Source organism: Methylobacterium sp. 391_Methyba4 (assembly GCF_029691625.1).
Taxonomy (GTDB): domain Bacteria; phylum Pseudomonadota; class Alphaproteobacteria; order Rhizobiales; family Beijerinckiaceae; genus Methylobacterium; species Methylobacterium fujisawaense.
The window spans coordinates 1,077,408-1,092,319 of the sequence record NZ_CP121475.1; the positions used below are offsets into that span (position 1 = coordinate 1,077,408).

Annotated in this window: 16 protein-coding genes and 1 tRNA gene; 10 read left to right on the forward strand and 7 right to left on the reverse strand. The window is 70.6% G+C overall.

Annotation, left to right across the window (positions count from 1 at the left end; genetic code table 11):
- Positions 1–3: 3 nt before the first annotated feature.
- The 3 genes from ybgC to ruvB all read right to left on the reverse strand — a co-directional run bounded on the left by ybgC (position 4) and on the right by ruvB (position 2,696).
- Positions 4–456: a tol-pal system-associated acyl-CoA thioesterase gene (gene ybgC, locus P9K36_RS05200; protein WP_278306609.1), complete on the reverse strand. Its 453-nt coding sequence runs from the start codon at positions 454–456 to the stop codon at positions 4–6.
- Positions 457–546: 90 nt separating this feature from the next.
- Entirely contained in the window at positions 547–1,272 is a 726-nt protein-coding gene (locus P9K36_RS05205; protein ID WP_043349102.1) for a DUF4142 domain-containing protein, read from the reverse strand.
- Between the two features lie 368 nt (positions 1,273–1,640).
- Positions 1,641–2,696: a Holliday junction branch migration DNA helicase RuvB gene (ruvB, locus tag P9K36_RS05210; protein WP_043349101.1), complete on the reverse strand. Its 1,056-nt coding sequence runs from the start codon at positions 2,694–2,696 to the stop codon at positions 1,641–1,643.
- Between the two features lie 235 nt (positions 2,697–2,931).
- Between ruvB and P9K36_RS05215 the strand changes: the two genes are divergently transcribed.
- Together P9K36_RS05215 and P9K36_RS05220 are read left to right on the forward strand one after the other, a co-directional pair.
- Complete coding sequence (locus P9K36_RS05215) at positions 2,932–3,162, forward strand: hypothetical protein (protein ID WP_043755845.1); 231 nt, start codon at positions 2,932–2,934, stop codon at positions 3,160–3,162.
- Between the two features lie 148 nt (positions 3,163–3,310).
- Complete coding sequence (locus P9K36_RS05220) at positions 3,311–3,700, forward strand: hypothetical protein (protein ID WP_043349095.1); 390 nt, start codon at positions 3,311–3,313, stop codon at positions 3,698–3,700.
- Here P9K36_RS05220 and P9K36_RS05225 read toward each other — a convergent pair.
- On the reverse strand, positions 3,672–4,028 hold the full coding sequence (locus tag P9K36_RS05225; RefSeq protein WP_081948894.1) for a hypothetical protein: 357 nt from the start codon (positions 4,026–4,028) through the stop codon (positions 3,672–3,674). The two genes, P9K36_RS05220 and P9K36_RS05225, sit on opposite strands and share 29 nt — an antisense overlap.
- A 73-nt stretch (positions 4,029–4,101) precedes the next feature.
- Here P9K36_RS05225 and P9K36_RS05230 point away from each other — a divergent pair, with 73 nt between their 5' ends.
- A complete protein-coding gene (locus tag P9K36_RS05230; RefSeq protein WP_043349093.1) occupies positions 4,102–4,998 on the forward strand; it encodes a diguanylate cyclase in 897 nt (298 codons plus the stop codon).
- A gap of 212 nt (positions 4,999–5,210) precedes the next feature.
- Positions 5,211–5,897: a response regulator transcription factor gene (locus P9K36_RS05235; RefSeq protein ID WP_043349091.1), complete on the forward strand. Its 687-nt coding sequence runs from the start codon at positions 5,211–5,213 to the stop codon at positions 5,895–5,897.
- 35 nt (positions 5,898–5,932) lie between these two features.
- Here the strand turns inward: P9K36_RS05235 and P9K36_RS05240 are convergent, their stop codons facing one another.
- Positions 5,933–7,186: a DNA topoisomerase IB gene (locus P9K36_RS05240; RefSeq protein ID WP_274929113.1), complete on the reverse strand. Its 1,254-nt coding sequence runs from the start codon at positions 7,184–7,186 to the stop codon at positions 5,933–5,935.
- Between the two features lie 136 nt (positions 7,187–7,322).
- Here P9K36_RS05240 and P9K36_RS05245 point away from each other — a divergent pair, with 136 nt between their 5' ends.
- The 4 genes from P9K36_RS05245 to P9K36_RS05260 all read left to right on the forward strand — a co-directional run bounded on the left by P9K36_RS05245 (position 7,323) and on the right by P9K36_RS05260 (position 10,581).
- Positions 7,323–8,486, forward strand: a complete 1,164-nt coding sequence (locus tag P9K36_RS05245; protein ID WP_179698292.1) for a glycosyltransferase — start codon at positions 7,323–7,325, stop codon at positions 8,484–8,486.
- Complete coding sequence (locus P9K36_RS05250; protein ID WP_278306610.1) at positions 8,462–9,148, forward strand: methyltransferase; 687 nt, start codon at positions 8,462–8,464, stop codon at positions 9,146–9,148. The genes P9K36_RS05245 and P9K36_RS05250 overlap by 25 nt, the downstream gene beginning before the upstream one ends.
- A gap of 184 nt (positions 9,149–9,332) precedes the next feature.
- Positions 9,333–9,899 (forward strand): NAD(P)H-dependent oxidoreductase, encoded by a 567-nt coding sequence (locus tag P9K36_RS05255; RefSeq protein WP_043755854.1) that lies wholly within the window; start codon positions 9,333–9,335, stop codon positions 9,897–9,899.
- A gap of 67 nt (positions 9,900–9,966) precedes the next feature.
- Positions 9,967–10,581: a cytochrome b gene (locus P9K36_RS05260; protein ID WP_278306611.1), complete on the forward strand. Its 615-nt coding sequence runs from the start codon at positions 9,967–9,969 to the stop codon at positions 10,579–10,581.
- 51 nt (positions 10,582–10,632) lie between these two features.
- Here P9K36_RS05260 and P9K36_RS05265 read toward each other — a convergent pair whose 3' ends face one another.
- Positions 10,633–11,520 (reverse strand): AprI/Inh family metalloprotease inhibitor, encoded by an 888-nt coding sequence (locus tag P9K36_RS05265; RefSeq protein ID WP_278306612.1) that lies wholly within the window; start codon positions 11,518–11,520, stop codon positions 10,633–10,635.
- Positions 11,517–12,488 carry a 2-hydroxyacid dehydrogenase gene (locus tag P9K36_RS05270; RefSeq protein WP_278306613.1) on the reverse strand — a complete coding sequence of 324 codons (972 nt, stop codon included), beginning with the start codon at positions 12,486–12,488 and terminating at the stop codon, positions 11,517–11,519. The genes P9K36_RS05265 and P9K36_RS05270 overlap by 4 nt, the downstream gene beginning before the upstream one ends.
- Positions 12,489–12,730: 242 nt before the next feature.
- On the opposite strand from P9K36_RS05270, the gene leuC reads away from it, so the two are divergent.
- Both leuC and P9K36_RS05280 read left to right on the forward strand, forming a co-directional pair.
- Positions 12,731–14,143: a 3-isopropylmalate dehydratase large subunit gene (leuC, locus tag P9K36_RS05275; protein WP_043388616.1), complete on the forward strand. Its 1,413-nt coding sequence runs from the start codon at positions 12,731–12,733 to the stop codon at positions 14,141–14,143.
- Positions 14,144–14,210: 67 nt separating this feature from the next.
- Positions 14,211–14,295, forward strand: a tRNA-Leu gene (locus P9K36_RS05280).
- Positions 14,296–14,912 lie beyond the last annotated feature (617 nt).

Here is a 14,912-nt window from a genome sequence, read left to right on the forward strand (position 1 = left end):
TGATCAGGCGGCCTCTCCCGGCGCGAGACGCCGCCGGAGCGCGTCCGGGAGGCGCACGGCGCGCCCGTCCCGCACGCAAGCGACTGTCACATCTGCGGAAACCAGAACGGCATCGCCCCGCCGGACGTCCTGGGTCAGGTGCATCGATGCGCCGCGCAGGGCGCGGGTCCGGGTGACGACGGTCAGGAGATCATCCATCCGGGCCGGCCGAATGAAATCGAGGCTCATGCGCCGCACGACGAAGACGAGACCCCGGGCGTCGCGGTGCAGATCGGACTGATCGCCGGCGAGTTCCCGCAGGAGTTCCGTGCGGCCGCGCTCCAGGAAGCGCAGATAGCTCGCATGATACACGAAGCCCGAGAAATCGGTGTCCTCGTAGTAGACCCGCACGCCAAGCCGGTGGCCCTGGCCATCGACCTCGGCCGTTTCGTGCATGTGGGGCTCGATCGCGCTCATGCGCTCCTTTAGCGACGGCCTGAGCGACGGCGCAACACGACGAGGGCCGCCCGGGGGCGGCCCTCGCTCAGAGCATCGATGACGCGCGGCTCAGCCGCCGATGCGGGCCGCGAGGCTCGCCGAATGGGCGTGCTCGTCGGCGATGTAGGGCAGCGCCTCGGTGGCGAACTTGCGGCCCTGGGCGTTGTCGCCGGACTTGGCGTAGGCGTCGTAGAGCGCCAGGGTGCGGGCGTCAGAGCGGGCCTGCTGGTCGATATAGGTCCGGTCGAAGGCCCGGCCGCTGCGCGCCGCCTGGAGCTGCGCCAGACGCGCCTGGCCGCGGTCACCGAGGGCCACGCGGCGGCCCGGCTCGGCCGGGTTGTTGTCGACGAGCCCGACCGCGCCGAGAGCGCCGCCGACGATGCCGGTGCCTATATTGGCAGCCACGGTGACCGGAGCGAGCACGAGGCCGATCGGGTTGCTCAGGTCGGTGCGGATGCCCTGGTTATCGGACACGACCGAGCCGCTGCGCGACAGCGAGGTGTTCGGCGGCAGCAGCGCGTCGGTGGTCGCCTTGCGCTCGACGAGGACGCGGTTGGCGTAGTTGCGGACCTGCGGGTTCCGCGACCGCTGAAGGGCCATGCGGCTCGCCTCGATGCTGGCAGCATCCGAGCGGAGCGCCTCGGCCCGGAAGGCGGGCGTCTCGGTCGCAGCGGCGCCGACGCCGTCCTGATTGGCGAAGGGCAGCACGCGGATCGGAAGGGCGTCCTGCGCGAAGGCCGGCGCAGAGATGGCGGCGACGGACAGGCCGAGCACGGCGAGCGTAAGCTTCTTCATGGCGGAAGTTTATCCCTGACGTTGTTTTTGAGATCTCGAAGATCTGTCGCGATCAGAGAGACAGGGCCTCGATCCCAACAGGCTTGCCGGCGCCCAGCAGACTGAGCGCGGTCGCCTCCACAACTGTCGCGTTTGGGCGCTGTTCCATGGGATCCGTCACTTTTTTCGTGCAGATCATCAGCAAAGTCGGCATCTAAGCTTAGCAATATTGCTTGAGCGCCGTCGTCAAAAGGGCTTGCACCGCAGCGACTTACTGATGGTACGCCGCAAAACCTCTTTGCGGGAGCCTCGGTTTTCGGGGCAACTGGCGCATGAGCCGCGGGAAATGCTGATCCGAACTCCATGCATGGGCAGGTCGGCGGCGGGCCTTACGGCGCGTCGTCTCCGAAGAAGCCGAACTGTCCCGGCGTCTCGCGCTTCGGCTCCGGCAGCTGCATGTGGCGGTAGGCGTGCCGGGTGAGGACGCGGCCGCGGGGGGTGCGCTGCACGAAGCCGCGCTGGATGAGATACGGCTCGATGATGTCCTCGATCGCGTCGCGCGGCTCCGACAGGGCCGCCCCGATCGTCTCGATCCCCACGGGCCCGCCCCCGAAGGAGCGCGCGATCAGGCTCAGATACTTGCGGTCCATCACGTCGAGCCCGGCCGCGTCCACGTCGAGCAGCTGCAGCGCCCGGTCGGCGATCGCCCGCGTCACCGTCTCGGCCTCCGCCACAACGGCGAAGTCCCGCACCCGCCGCAGGAGACGCCCGGCGATCCGCGGCGTGCCCCGCGCCCGCCGGGCGATCTCGTTGGCGCCCTCCGCCGACATCCCCAGGCCCAGGACCCGCGCCCCGCGCGCCACGATCTGCTCCAGCTCGTCGATCTCGTAGAATTCCAGCCGGATCGGGATCCCGAACCGGTCGCGCAGCGGCGTGGTCAGCAGCCCCGCCCGGGTCGTGGCGCCCACCAGCGTGAACTTCGGCAGCTCGATCTTGACCGAGCGCGCCGCCGGGCCCTCGCCGATGATCAGGTCGAGCTGGTAATCCTCCATGGCCGGGTAGAGGATCTCCTCCACCGCCGGGTTGAGCCGGTGGATCTCGTCGATGAACAGGACGTCGCGCTCCTCCAGGTTGGTGAGCTGCGCGGCCAGGTCCCCGGCCTTGGCGATCACCGGGCCGGAGGTCGAGCGGAAGTTCACGCCGAGTTCGCGCGCCACGATCTGGGCGAGCGTCGTCTTGCCCAGGCCCGGCGGGCCGACGAACAGCACGTGGTCCAGCGCCTGGCCGGTCTTCCGCGCCGCCTCGATGAACACCTGCATGTTCGCCCGCGCCGCACGCTGCCCGATGAACTCGGACAGGCTCAGGGGGCGGATCGTCTGATCCACATCTTCGGCACGCTTCTCCGGCGTCAGGAGCGCGTTGGTCGGAGGCTTCGGCTTGCTCATGAACCCTTGCTTCGTGGACCGAGCCGCGCAGCCCGCGATCAGGGACCTCGCAGGACGCCAGGACACGGGCGCGTCCGGTTTTGTTCTTCCTTACTCGCGAATGCCGGGAAATCTAAGCGCCGCGGCCGCGGATGTGAGAGGGCGCACGGCTCACCGCAACGGATGCAACCGAACCGGCGGCCCGTGCATTCCTGAAGCGAATCCCCAAGCACGGCCGCAGAGCGCGTTTCCCGCCATGAAGATCCGTTTGATTGCCGCCGGCGCAGCCGGCGCCGCATTGCTCCTCATGCCGCTCGCGGCTCAGGCCGCACCCACCCCTGTCGAAACCAAGGTCGCCGAAGCCGATCCGCAGGTTCACGGCGCGACCGTGGAGCGGGACGACGACGTCACCTGCAGCCGGGCCCGTCGCCGCCTGTGGATCGAAGGGGAGGGCTGGGTGGTCCGGCGGATCACCACCTGCCGGTGAGTGTGCCGCATCCGAGGGTCGATCGTGCCGGTATGAGGGGTTATTCAGCACTCTCCGCGGCTGGAAACGCGGAACGGCGGATGATCCGGTCTGTTGGCCCCGCATCCGGCGCGGACCGAGCGCGCCGCCCCTCATCGGAGCCGGCCTCATGACAAACCGGATGGTCCTGACGGTGATCGCCCTGGCGGCGGCTGCGCCCGCGTCGGCGCAGACCTTCCGGAGCATCGAGCCCTACGCGCCGGTCTCGTACGGTTCGGGCTATGCCGGCGATCCGAGCTTCGCCGGCGAATTCGTGCGCGGAACCTATATCGGCGCTCCGCTGACCCGCGTGCCGCGCCCGAGCCAGATCGTGCCCGCTCCATGGAGCTACGGCACTTACGGCATCCCGACGGTGACGGGGATTCCGGCCGCTCCGGCGGCCCAGCCGACCCTGACGGTGATCAACGCCGCGCCCAAGGTTCGGCGCCACGAGCGCGCGGTCGGCGCAGACCCGGTGGCCGGGGCACGGGTCATCGCGGTTCGAGTTCCCCGGCGGTGAGCGCCGCGAACCACGGCGCGTAGGGCGTGTTGCGGACGAGGTGCCGGTTCAGGTCTGGCGCGCCGTCCGTCCACCAGACCGGCCCGCGCTCGCCGAGGGCGATCTTGGCCGCGTCGACCGCGGCCCTGGCGGCCGTCAGCGCTTCCGCGGCCCCCGCTTCGCCGGCCCGCTCAGCCTGCTTGGCGTGCTTGACGTCCCGGCGCGCGGCCATCAGGCGCTTCACCAGCGCCGCCCTGCAGGCCTCTGACAAATCCGGGTTGGCGCAGCGCCACAGGCGTTCCCGAACAACGATATAGCGCCGATCCGGAGTGGTAATCGCCACGCTCATGCTGAAATCAGCTCCGTTGGGGGGGAGTTAAGCCTTCCAGCTTAAACCGCGGATCTCAGTTGCGGGTCACGCCATGCAGATTGTCATCGTCGACTCGAGCCGCGTCGTGCTGCAGATCATCACGTCGCTGATCGAGCCTCGGGGCCACGCGGTGCACGCCTTCACGGATTCCGAGCAGGCGCTGCAATTCCTGGCGGCGACGCCCGCGGTTCGCGTCCTGATCACCAGCCTGGAGGTCCGGCCGCTCTGTGGGCTGGAGCTCTGCTGGTCGGCCCGGCTGCTCGCGGAATCCCGGGGGCCGCTGCACGTCATCACCATGTCGTCGGCGCGCAACGTCCGCAGCCTGGCCGAGGCCCTCGACAGCGGCGCCGACGACTTCATCGAGAAGCCGCCGAGCGCCGAGGAACTGAACGCGCGGCTGCGCGCGGCGGAGCGCCTGACGACCCTGCAAGAGGAGTTGATCCGCCTCGCCGAAACGGACCCGTTGACCGGCTCCTACAACCGGCGCGCCTTCTTCAACCGGGCGCGCATCGCCGTGGAGCAGCACCGGACCCCGCCCGCGATCTCGGCGATCCTGCTCGACATCGACCATTTCAAACGCATCAACGACGAGCACGGTCACGATGTCGGCGACGTGGCGATCAAGGCCGTGGCCGAGACGATCTCCGGGGAGGGGATCGCCGGACGCCTCGGCGGGGAAGAATTCGCCGTGATCCTGCCGGGCTGCAGCCTTCTGAGGGCGGTGGCGCATGCCGAATATCTTCGTATCGGCGTCCAGGCCCTGAAGATCCGCGGGACCAAGGGGCCGGTGGGCTTGAGCTGCAGCTTCGGCGTCAGCACGTGGCGCGACGGCGACAGCATCGAGGCCCTGGTCAAGCGGGCGGACATCGCCCTCTACGCCGCCAAGGGAAGCGGCCGGAACCGGGTGGTGCCGGACCGGGGCGAGGGGGCCCGGGCCGTCGCAGGTTGAGACGGCGGGGCAGGCCCAAATCGGCACAGTCTGTCGAGCAGTGTTCGGACGTCGTCCCAGATCGGCGCATCGATCCGCCGAGTATCCGCCAGAGCGGCGCGATTCCGCCAATATAAAGCTTAATATTCATCAACCGTTATTGGAACGGATCTTGGAACTTCGCCTTCGATCCCGGCCGCCTGTATCAAGCTGGGAGAGCGAGGTGCGAGGTCATGAGTACGGCCGTTGGCGTCCTGATCCTGGATGAGCCGGAGGACCTGAGCGCGACGGTGCGCGCCACACTGGAACACATGCCGGAGTTCCACACCGTTGGGGAAGCCGATCTGGACCGCGCTGACGCCGGCAGCATCGTCGCCCTGGTCTTTCTCGACGAGATCCGGCTGGCCGACGGCATTGCCCGCATCGTCGCGCTGAAGGAGCGGCAGCCGAATCTCCGCACGCTGGTCGCCTTCGGCGCCCTCACGGCGGACGACCTGCGCGCCCTGCTGGCCGCGGGCGCAGACGCCTTCGTGGCGCGGTCCAAGTCGCCGCGGGAACTCGGCGCCGCGTTGCTCGCTCTCGCCGAGGGCTCCGATTGCCTTGTTCCCCCGGAGCAACCGGTGGCGCTGCCGGCCGAGGCGGGGGACGGCCTCGGGCTCACCCCCCGGGAGGCCGAGGTGCTGCGCTTCCTCAGCTCCGGGTTCAGCAACAAGGAGGTCGCGCGCCGGCTGGCGCTCAGCGTCCGCACCGTGGAGACTCACCGGCTCAACCTGCGGCGCAAGACCCAGACCGGACGGCTGAAGGATCTGGTCTCTCTCGCCCGACAGCTCGGACTTGCGCCCGTCGTCGAGAGCGGGGAGCAGGTCCGGCGCGGGACCGACAGCCGGTCATCCGGCAACGACAACCAGTCCCGGCACTGAGCGGGACTCCGGGCGGTCCCGCCGGGACCGCCCCCCTAAGCAGCCGCAGCCTTCCTGCGGACCCGGGAAGTCCGTTTGGCCTTCGGCGCGGTCTCGGCCATGCCGGACGTCTTGGAAGCGGTCGTCGGCGCCGCAACCTTATCCCGCGGCTTCTTCGAGCTCCGCATGCGCGTTCCCGCCGGCTTGACCCGCGCCCCGGCCCGGACGCTATCCCCGGCCGCGGACAGCCGTGCCTGGAGCAGCCCCAGCACCGCCGCCTCCTCCGGCCGCAGCCGGGAGAGATCCTCACTCAGCTCGGACTCGACCGCGCCCTTCACCTGCAGGAGCAGGTCACCCTCCAGATAGCAGTCGAGGATCTGCGGGTGGATGTAGCACTTGCGGCAGATCGTCGGGGTGTTTCCGAGGCGGCCGGCGACGCTCTCGATGGCCGCGCGGATGTTGCGCTTGGCCCCCGCCTCGCTGTCGAAGCTTTCGAACTCGCGCAGCGCCAGCGCCGCCAGCACCGTACCGGCCCAGGTCCGGAAATCCTTGGCGGTGAAGTCCTCGCCGGTGATCTCCCGCAGATACGCGTTCACGTCCGAGGAGGTGACGTCGCGCTGCGTGCCGTCCGGATCGAGGTACTGGAACAGCTCCTGTCCAGGCAGGTCCTGGCAGGCCTTCACGATCCGGGCGACGCGCCGATCCTTCAGCGACACGTCCCAGATCTTGCCGCTCTTGCCCTTGAACCGGAACGACAGGGCCGAACCCGCGATCCGCACATGGGGATCGCGCAGGGTCGTCAGGCCGTAACTCTTGTTGGTCCGCGCGTAATCGTCGTTGCCGACGCGGATCAGCGTGGTCTCGAGCAGGTGGACCACGGTGGCCAGCACCTTCTCGCGGGGCAGGCCCGGCCGCTTCATGTCGGCATCGACCCGCCGGCGGATGCCCGGCAGGGCGTCCGCGAAGGCCATGATCCGCGAGAACTTGTTGGCCTCTCGCGCCTGCCGGAAATCCGGGTGGTAGCGGTACTGCTTGCGGCCCTTGGCATCGCGGCCGGTCGCCTGGATGTGGCCGTTGCTGCGGGGGCAGATCCAGACATCCGTGTAGGCCGGAGGGATCGCCAGCGCGCGGATGCGGGCGAGCTTCGCCTTGTCGCGCACCGGGGCGCCCTTCGCGTCGAGGTAGCGGAAGCCGGAGCCGCTGCGGCGGCGCGACAGGCCCGGCCGGCCATCATCGACGTAGACGAGGCCGGCCTCCGCCGCCGCCGCACGGAGGTCTCCGCCGTTTTCCGCCGTCTCGACACCCGCCATGCGCCACCCCTCCCATCTACGCCGCCCGGCTGACCGCCCGGCGGGAAGGCCTCGATCAACTGGCATCCCCGGATCGCCGTTCCGGGGCAGCACATCCGTCGCAGGACGATCCGCGCCGACGTGCTAGAGGGATCGGATGCAGTCCGAAGCCACCCCCGGGAACAGGCCCGTTCCGATGCGCCGTCTGGTCTTCGTGGTGACCGAGGACTGGTTCTTCGCCTCGCATTTCCTGCCGATGGCCCGCGCGGCGATCGCCATGGGCCTCGCGGTCGCGGTGGTGACGCGGGTCCGGGCCCATCGCGCCGTCATCGAGGCGACCGGCGCGCAGGTCGTGCCCCTGGAAGCCGAGCGGGCGAGCCTCAACCCGATGGCCGCGGGTTACGCGGCCGGGCAGCTCGCGGCCATCCTCAAGGCCCTCAAGGCCGACATCGTCCACTGCATCGCCCTCCGCGGGATCCTGGTCGGCGGCACCGCCGCCGCCATGGCGGGCATCCCGTCCCGGGTCTACGCGCTGACCGGCCTCGGCCTCGTCGGGGCCCGGGGCGACCGGCTGGGGCGGGCGGCCCGCCTCGCCCTGCGGACACTGATCCGCGGCCCACTGGCCTCGTCCCGAACCCGCTTCCTGTTCGAGAACCCGGACGATGCCCGGGCCCTGGGTCTCGATCCGCTGGAGCAGTCCGTGACCGTGGTGGGCGGCGCCGGCGTCGATCCGGCCGCGTTCGTCCCGCGCCCGCTGCCGCCCATGCCGCCGCTCCGGGTGGCCGTGGTCGCCCGCATGCTCTGGTCGAAGGGGATCGACGTCGCCGTCGAGGCGGTCCGCCTCGCCCGGGCCCAGGGCGCGCCGGTCGAGCTGGCACTGTATGGTGCGCCGGACCCATCGAACCGGCGGGCGATCGACGAGGGGACCCTGCGTGCGTGGAGCCGCGACGGCATCGTCTGGCATGGGCCGACGACCGACGTGGCGGCGGTCTGGGCCGGCCACCATGTCGCCTGCCTGCCGTCTCGCGGCGGCGAGGGCTTGCCGCGGACGCTGCTGGAAGCGGCCTCCTGCGGCCGGGCCCTGGTCGCGTCCGACGTCCCGGGCTGCCGCAGCCTCGTGCGCGATGGCGTCGAGGGCCTGCTGGTTCCTCAGAACGACGCGCCGGCCCTGGCCGCCGCCCTCGCGCGCCTGAGCGGGGATGCCGGCCTCGTCGCCGGCCTGGGCGCGGCTGCACGAACCCGGATCGAGACCGGGGGCTTCACCGAGGCTGCCGTGACCGACCATGTCCGCGCCATATGGCGCGACCTGCTGGAGGCCTGATCGTGCGCGCGCCGGACGATCCCGCCGGATTCATCCGGGCCAACACCCGTCTGCTGCCCGTGCCCCATGCACCCGAGATCCATCTGCACGTCGCCGACGAGGCGACGGACCTCTGGCAGCGGACCGAGGAGGAGTTGCAGGAGATCGGGCTGCCGCCGCCGTTCTGGGCCTTCGCCTGGGCCGGCGGGCAAGCGCTCGCCCGGTACGTCCTCGACCACCCCGACGTCGCGGACGGGGCCCGCGTCCTGGATTTTGCCTCGGGATCCGGCTTGGTGGCGATCGCCGCCGCGCTCGCCGGAGCGGACCACGTCGTGGCCAGCGACCTCGATCCCTTCGCCAAGGCGGCGATCCGCCTCAACGCCGAGGCCAACGGGGTCGGCGGACGGATCACCCCGGTCTGCGACGACCTCCTCGGCCGCGATCCGCAGGTCGACCTCGTCCTGGCCGCCGACGTCTTCTACGAGCGCGACCTCGCCGGGGCCGTGACCGCCTGGCTCTCCGGTTTGCAGACGCGGGGCGTCACGGTGCTGATCGGCGATCCGGGCCGTACGTACCTGCCGCGCGACCGCCTCGATTGCCTCGCCACCTATGCGGTGCCGGTCTCGCGTTCGCTGGAGGATGCCGAGATCAAGCGCAGCCATGTCTGGCGGCTGCGCGGATGAGGGGCTGCCAGAGACGGTCGCGTCGGACCGCCGCCCATGCGGCCCCGCCGAGGGTTTATACGGCGCGGGAATGCGCTACCGTCAAAACCACTCGTGTCGCGTGCCGCGCATGCGCCAGAGTTTGCGAAGGCCCGGATCGGGGCATGCTGCGGCGGAAGGTTTCGTGGTGAGTGTCGAGTCGAGTGTGAAGCCCAGCGTTGCCCGCATCGTCGCCTTCTCGGGGAGCGCCAAGCGGCCCTCGCGCACCCGCATCCTGGTCGAGGCGCTCGGCGCCGAACTCGGACGCCTCCGCGGGATCGATCTCGCCGTCTACGACCTGATGGATGCCGGCCCGGGCCTCGGCGCCACGCAGCGGGACGCGCTGTCGGCACCGGCCCTGCGCCTGGTCGAGGCGATCGAAGGAGCGGACGCCCTCATCGTCGGGACGCCGGTCTATCAGGGCGGCTATGCCGGGCTGTTCAAGCACGTGTTCGACTTCGTCGATCCCGCCCGGATGATCGGCATGCCGGTGGCCCTCACCGCCACGGGCGGCGGCCTTCGCCACGCCCTGGTGGTCGAGCACGGGCTCCGGCCGCTGTTCGGCTTCTTTGCCGCGCATGTCGCGCCGACCTCCGTCTATGCCGGATCCGACGACCTGGTGGATGGCCGCATCGTCGACGAGACCGTGGCGGCCCGGATCCGCGCCGCGGCTGCGGAGCTTGCCGCCCTGCTCGACGTGGCGCGGACGGCCGCACCCGGCGCATCCGACTGACGCGAGACTCCCCCGGCCTGCCGCGGGCCCTAGATCGAAGGCGGACCACGCTCACCCGCGAGGGATCATGTCAGGTTCTCCGATCACGGCCGGCAAGGCGGCGACAGCGCTGCCCGCAACCTACGTCACGGCCTCCGGCCTGCCGCGCTACCATCCGGTGTCGCAGGCGCTGCACTGGCTGAGCGCGGCCCTGGTCCTGGCGGTCCTGCCGCTCGCCTGGGTCGCGATCAGCCTGCCGCCGACACCGGCCAAGGGCAGCATGTTCGTGCTGCACAAATCGGTCGGCCTCACGATCCTGGCGATCGTGGTCCTGCGGATCGTCTGGCGGATGATCCGGCCGGCGCCGCCGGATCCGCAGGCGCCCCGGCTCCTGACGCTGATCGGCCGCGTCAATCACTATCTCCTGTACGCGATCTTCCTGATCATGCCGATCAGCGGGTACCTGCTCAGCGCGCTGTCCGGTCGCGACACGCCGTATTTCTGGCTGTTCACGGTCCCGGGGCTGCCGAAGGACGACGCGGCCCAGAAGATCTTCGAGGCGATCCACGTCTTCGGCCAGTGGCTCGTCTACGCCCTGGTCCTGCTGCATGTCGCCGGGACGGTGTGGCACCTGATCATCCGGCGGGACGGACTCCTGGAGCGGATGCTGCCGATACAGGACGGTCGCGGGTCGTCCCGCTGACGCATCGCCGGTCGCTCGCGTGGCCTCTCTGACGGAAACCCCGCGGCGCGCTCAGTCGACGCGGCGCAGGACGAAGGCGGTGCCGACCTCCGGTTCGCGCCGCCAGCGTCCGTCGCCGCTCGGCACGAGGTCGATGCTGTGGCCGCGCTTGGCGGTCAGCGTCATCCGCCCGTTCGCGTAGCGCCAGCGGACCGGATCGAACACCTCCAGGCCGCTGTCGTGGCAGCCCGGGACGATGTGCACGCCGCCGCCGGTGCCATCGAGGGTGATCCGGCAGGTGTCGCGCTGCTGGAACCGGTCGAGGGCATAGAGACCCGGTGCGGGGGCCGCCGAAGCGGTCGCCGCCGGCCGCAGTTCGGCCGGAACCGGGGCGGCGGCCTGGAGCGGGGCGGGGTTCGGGCTGGCTGCCACGGCCGGCTCGGACTCGGGCGAGCCTGCGGCGCCGGCCGGACGCATGGCCACGATGTCGAGGGGGACGAGGCTGTAGCGGTTACCGTCCTCGGCCAGCGCGACGAGGCTGCGCTGGTCCGGCCGCCGGGTGAATTCGAGGACGGGGCGGACATTGCGGTCCACGAAGCGGACGTTCCCTTCGACGAACAGCCAGCCGGCGACGCCGTTCAGGACGGGCAGGGCCCGGCGGCATCCGGCCGGGAAGCGCAACTTTTGGCCCGCATCGCCGCTGTCCAGCACCAGGGTCATGACGCAGCGGCGGTTGGTGCCGTCACGGGACAGGTCCCACGTCCCCGGCGCCTGACCCAGCCTTTCGGGCAGGCTGGGCGGCGCTGACGGGACGGGCGGCGCGGCGAGCGTCTCCGCGGCCGGCGGAGCCCCCGGTTCGACGGTCGCGGCCGGCACGTCCTGCGCGGCGGCAGGCTGGGCGACCGCGCCCATTGCGATGAGGGCGGATGCGGCCAGTCGGGCGGCCTGTGCCGGTGTCACGCGTTCGGTCTCCAGGGTGTCTCGGCGACGGGCGTCAGCGGGCCCCGTCCCTCGAACCACGAGACGACGTTGTCGACGACGAGCTGGGCCATCGCCGCGCGGGTGTGCTCGGAGGCCGACCCGACATGCGGCAGCAGGACCGTATTGTCGAGGGCGGCGAGGTCCGCCGGGACGTGCGGCTCGTTCTCGAACACGTCGAGGCCGGCGCCCAGGATCGTGCCCGCCGTCAGCGCTGCGGTCAGCGCCGCCTCGTCGACGAGCGTCCCCCGGGCGACGTTGATCAGGATGCCCTCAGGGCCGAGCGCCTCCAGGACGTCGGCGTTCACGAGATTGCGCGTCTCGGGCCCGCCGGGCGCCACCACGATCAGGATATGGACCGCGTGGGCGAGGCCGATCAGGGTATCGTGATAGGTGTAGGGAACGTCCGCCCGTCGGCTGCGGCCGTGATAGTCGATTGCGACGCCGAAGCTCTCCAGGCGGTGGGCGATCGCCCGCCCGATCCGGCCGAGACCGAGGATGCCGACCCGCCGCCCGCGCAAGGAGGCCGTGAGCGGGAAGGGGGCCTTGGGCCAGTGGCCGGCGCGCAGGTAGCGGTCGGCCTGGGGGATCTTCCGCAGGGTCGCGAGGACGAGGCCGAGGGCGAGGTCGGCGACCTCGTCGGTGAGAACGTCCGGCGTGTTGGTGACGATGATTCCGCGCCGATGCGCCGCCACGGCGTCGACGGCATCGTAGCCCACCCCGAAATTCGCGATGAGTTCCAGGTTCGGCAGCCGGTCCATCAGCGCCCCGTCCACGCTGACGTGACCGCCGACGCAGAGCGCGCGGACCCGCGGGCCGATCTCGGCCAGCAGGGCCTCGGGATCCGCGGCCTCCGACAGCCTGTGGACCCTGTACCGCCCCTCGAAGGCCGCCTCGACGAGCGGATGCATCTTCCGGAGCAACAGGATCTCGACCGGGGCCTCAGCCATCGTTCACTCCCATGTTCGGCCGTTCGTCCGCGCCGGCCCCCGCCATCGTCCCGGCATAGAGCCTGTGCGGGGTCGCGCGCCAGCGCGCCGGGCCGCCCGCGGTGACAACCGCACGGATCAGCCGGGCGGCCAATCGACCGGGACAGGGCTCGCCTCTTTCGAAAACCGCGCGCGATGCCTACTAAGGACCACGCATCATCGCGAGAGTTCTGAACCGATCCCATCTCCGAAGACGAAGACCGATGACCAGCCCGCGCACCCTCTACGACAAGATCTGGGACGACCACGTCGTCGATGTTCAGCCGGACGGCTCCAGCCTCCTCTACATCGACCGTCACCTCGTTCACGAAGTGACGAGCCCGCAGGCGTTCGAGGGTCTCCGCGTGGCCGGCCGGAAGGTGCGCCACCCGGAAAAGACGCTCGCCGTGGTGGACCACAACGTCCAGACATCGGACCGCACGCAGGGCATCGACGACCCTGAGAGCCGCACGCAGCTCGAGGCGCTCGCCGAGAACGTCCGCGATTTCGGGATCGAGTTCTACGACGCCCTCGACCGGCGCCAGGGCATCGTCCACATCATCGGCCCCGAGCAGGGCTTCACGCTGCCCGGGCAGACGATCGTCTGCGGCGATTCGCACACCTCGACGCACGGGGCCTTCGGGGCGCTGGCCCACGGCATCGGCACCTCGGAGGTCGAGCACGTGCTGGCCACCCAGACGCTGGTGCAGCGCAAGGCCCGGAACATGCGCGTCTCCGTCGACGGGACGCTGCCGCCGGGCGTGACCGCGAAGGACATCATCCTGGCGATCATCGGCGAGATCGGGACGGCTGGCGGCACCGGCCACGTCATCGAGTATGCCGGCGAGGCGATCCGCGCCCTCTCGATGGAAGGCCGGATGACGATCTGCAACATGTCGATCGAGGGCGGTGCCCGCGCCGGCATGGTGGCTCCCGACGCGACGACCTTCGCATACGTGAAGGACAGGCCGAAGGCACCCAAGGGAGCGGCCTTCGACGCGGCGCGGCGGTACTGGGAGAGCCTCGTCACGGATGACGGCGCCCATTTCGACCGCGAGGTGCGCCTCGACGCGGCCGCCCTCCCGCCGCTGGTGAGCTGGGGCACGAGCCCCGAGGACGTGATCTCGATCCAGGGTCGCGTGCCGGACCCGTCCGAGATCGCCGACGAGAACAAGCGGCAGTCGAAGGAGAAGGCGCTCGCCTATATGGGCCTGACGCCGGGCACCAAGATCACCGACATCACCCTGGACCGGATCTTCATCGGATCCTGCACGAACGGCCGCATCGAGGATCTGCGTGAGGTCGCGCGGGTCGTCGGCGACCGCAAGGTGCACGAGGGCGTCTCGGCGATGATCGTGCCGGGCTCTGGCCTCGTGAAGGCGCAGGCGGAGGCGGAAGGGCTCGACAAGATCCTCAAGGCCGCGGGCTTCGACTGGCGCGAGCCGGGTTGCTCCATGTGCCTCGGGATGAACCCGGACAAGCTGCGTCCGGGCGAGCGCTGCGCGTCGACGTCGAACCGCAACTTCGAGGGCCGCCAGGGTCCGCGCGGGCGCACGCACCTCGTGTCCCCGGCCATGGCGGCGGCCGCGGCGGTGGCCGGTCGCTTCGTCGACATCCGGGAATGGCCGCAGGGCTGAAATCCCGATTGACGGCGGCGGCTCGGTTGCCTAAACGGAGCCGTCGCCGGCTGATGGCCGACGGCAAGCCCAGGTGGCGGAATTGGTAGACGCGCTGGTTTCAGGTACCAGTCTCGCGAGAGGTGAAGGTTCGAGTCCTTTCCTGGGCACCAAATGCCTGACAGCAGCCCGCCAACGCATTGGCGGGCTTTGTTGTTTCTGAGTTGCGGAATATCCTGGGCCCAGGGTGCGGGAGTTCTGCGCGCCTCGCGGGCCATCCGAGCCCGGTTGGTCGTCCGCGTGTAGGTTGCGCTCTCCCGACTTCCGTCGGCCCAACCTAACAGGGCGTCGAGCTGCGCCTCTGTCGCCCCATCCTCGGCGGCGCGACGCGCTCCGGCCTTCCGCAGCCCATGAGCCGGACCCGGGCATTGGGCCTCGCGGCAGACCTTCCCGCCCCACGTGCCGAACGATTCCTTGGTGGACGGCTCTCCGCGCTCGGTGCAGATGAACGACGGATCGCCCGTCGGCCCCGCGGCGATCGACGCGGCGAGGGCCGGCAGGATCGGCGCGATCACCACCATCCCGGTCTTATCGGTGCGGATGGGGAATTCACCGTTCCGGACGTGCTGGCGGACGAGCCGAACCGCGTCGCCGCGGCGCAGGCCGGTGTAGAGCAGCAGATCGAAGGCGAGGTGCTGCGGGTGCCGACCGGCCAGCAGCCCTCGAACCGCGCCAATTCCTCTCCGGTCCAGGCGTGGAAGCCGCCCGCATCGTTCCGGCCCGAGAGGAG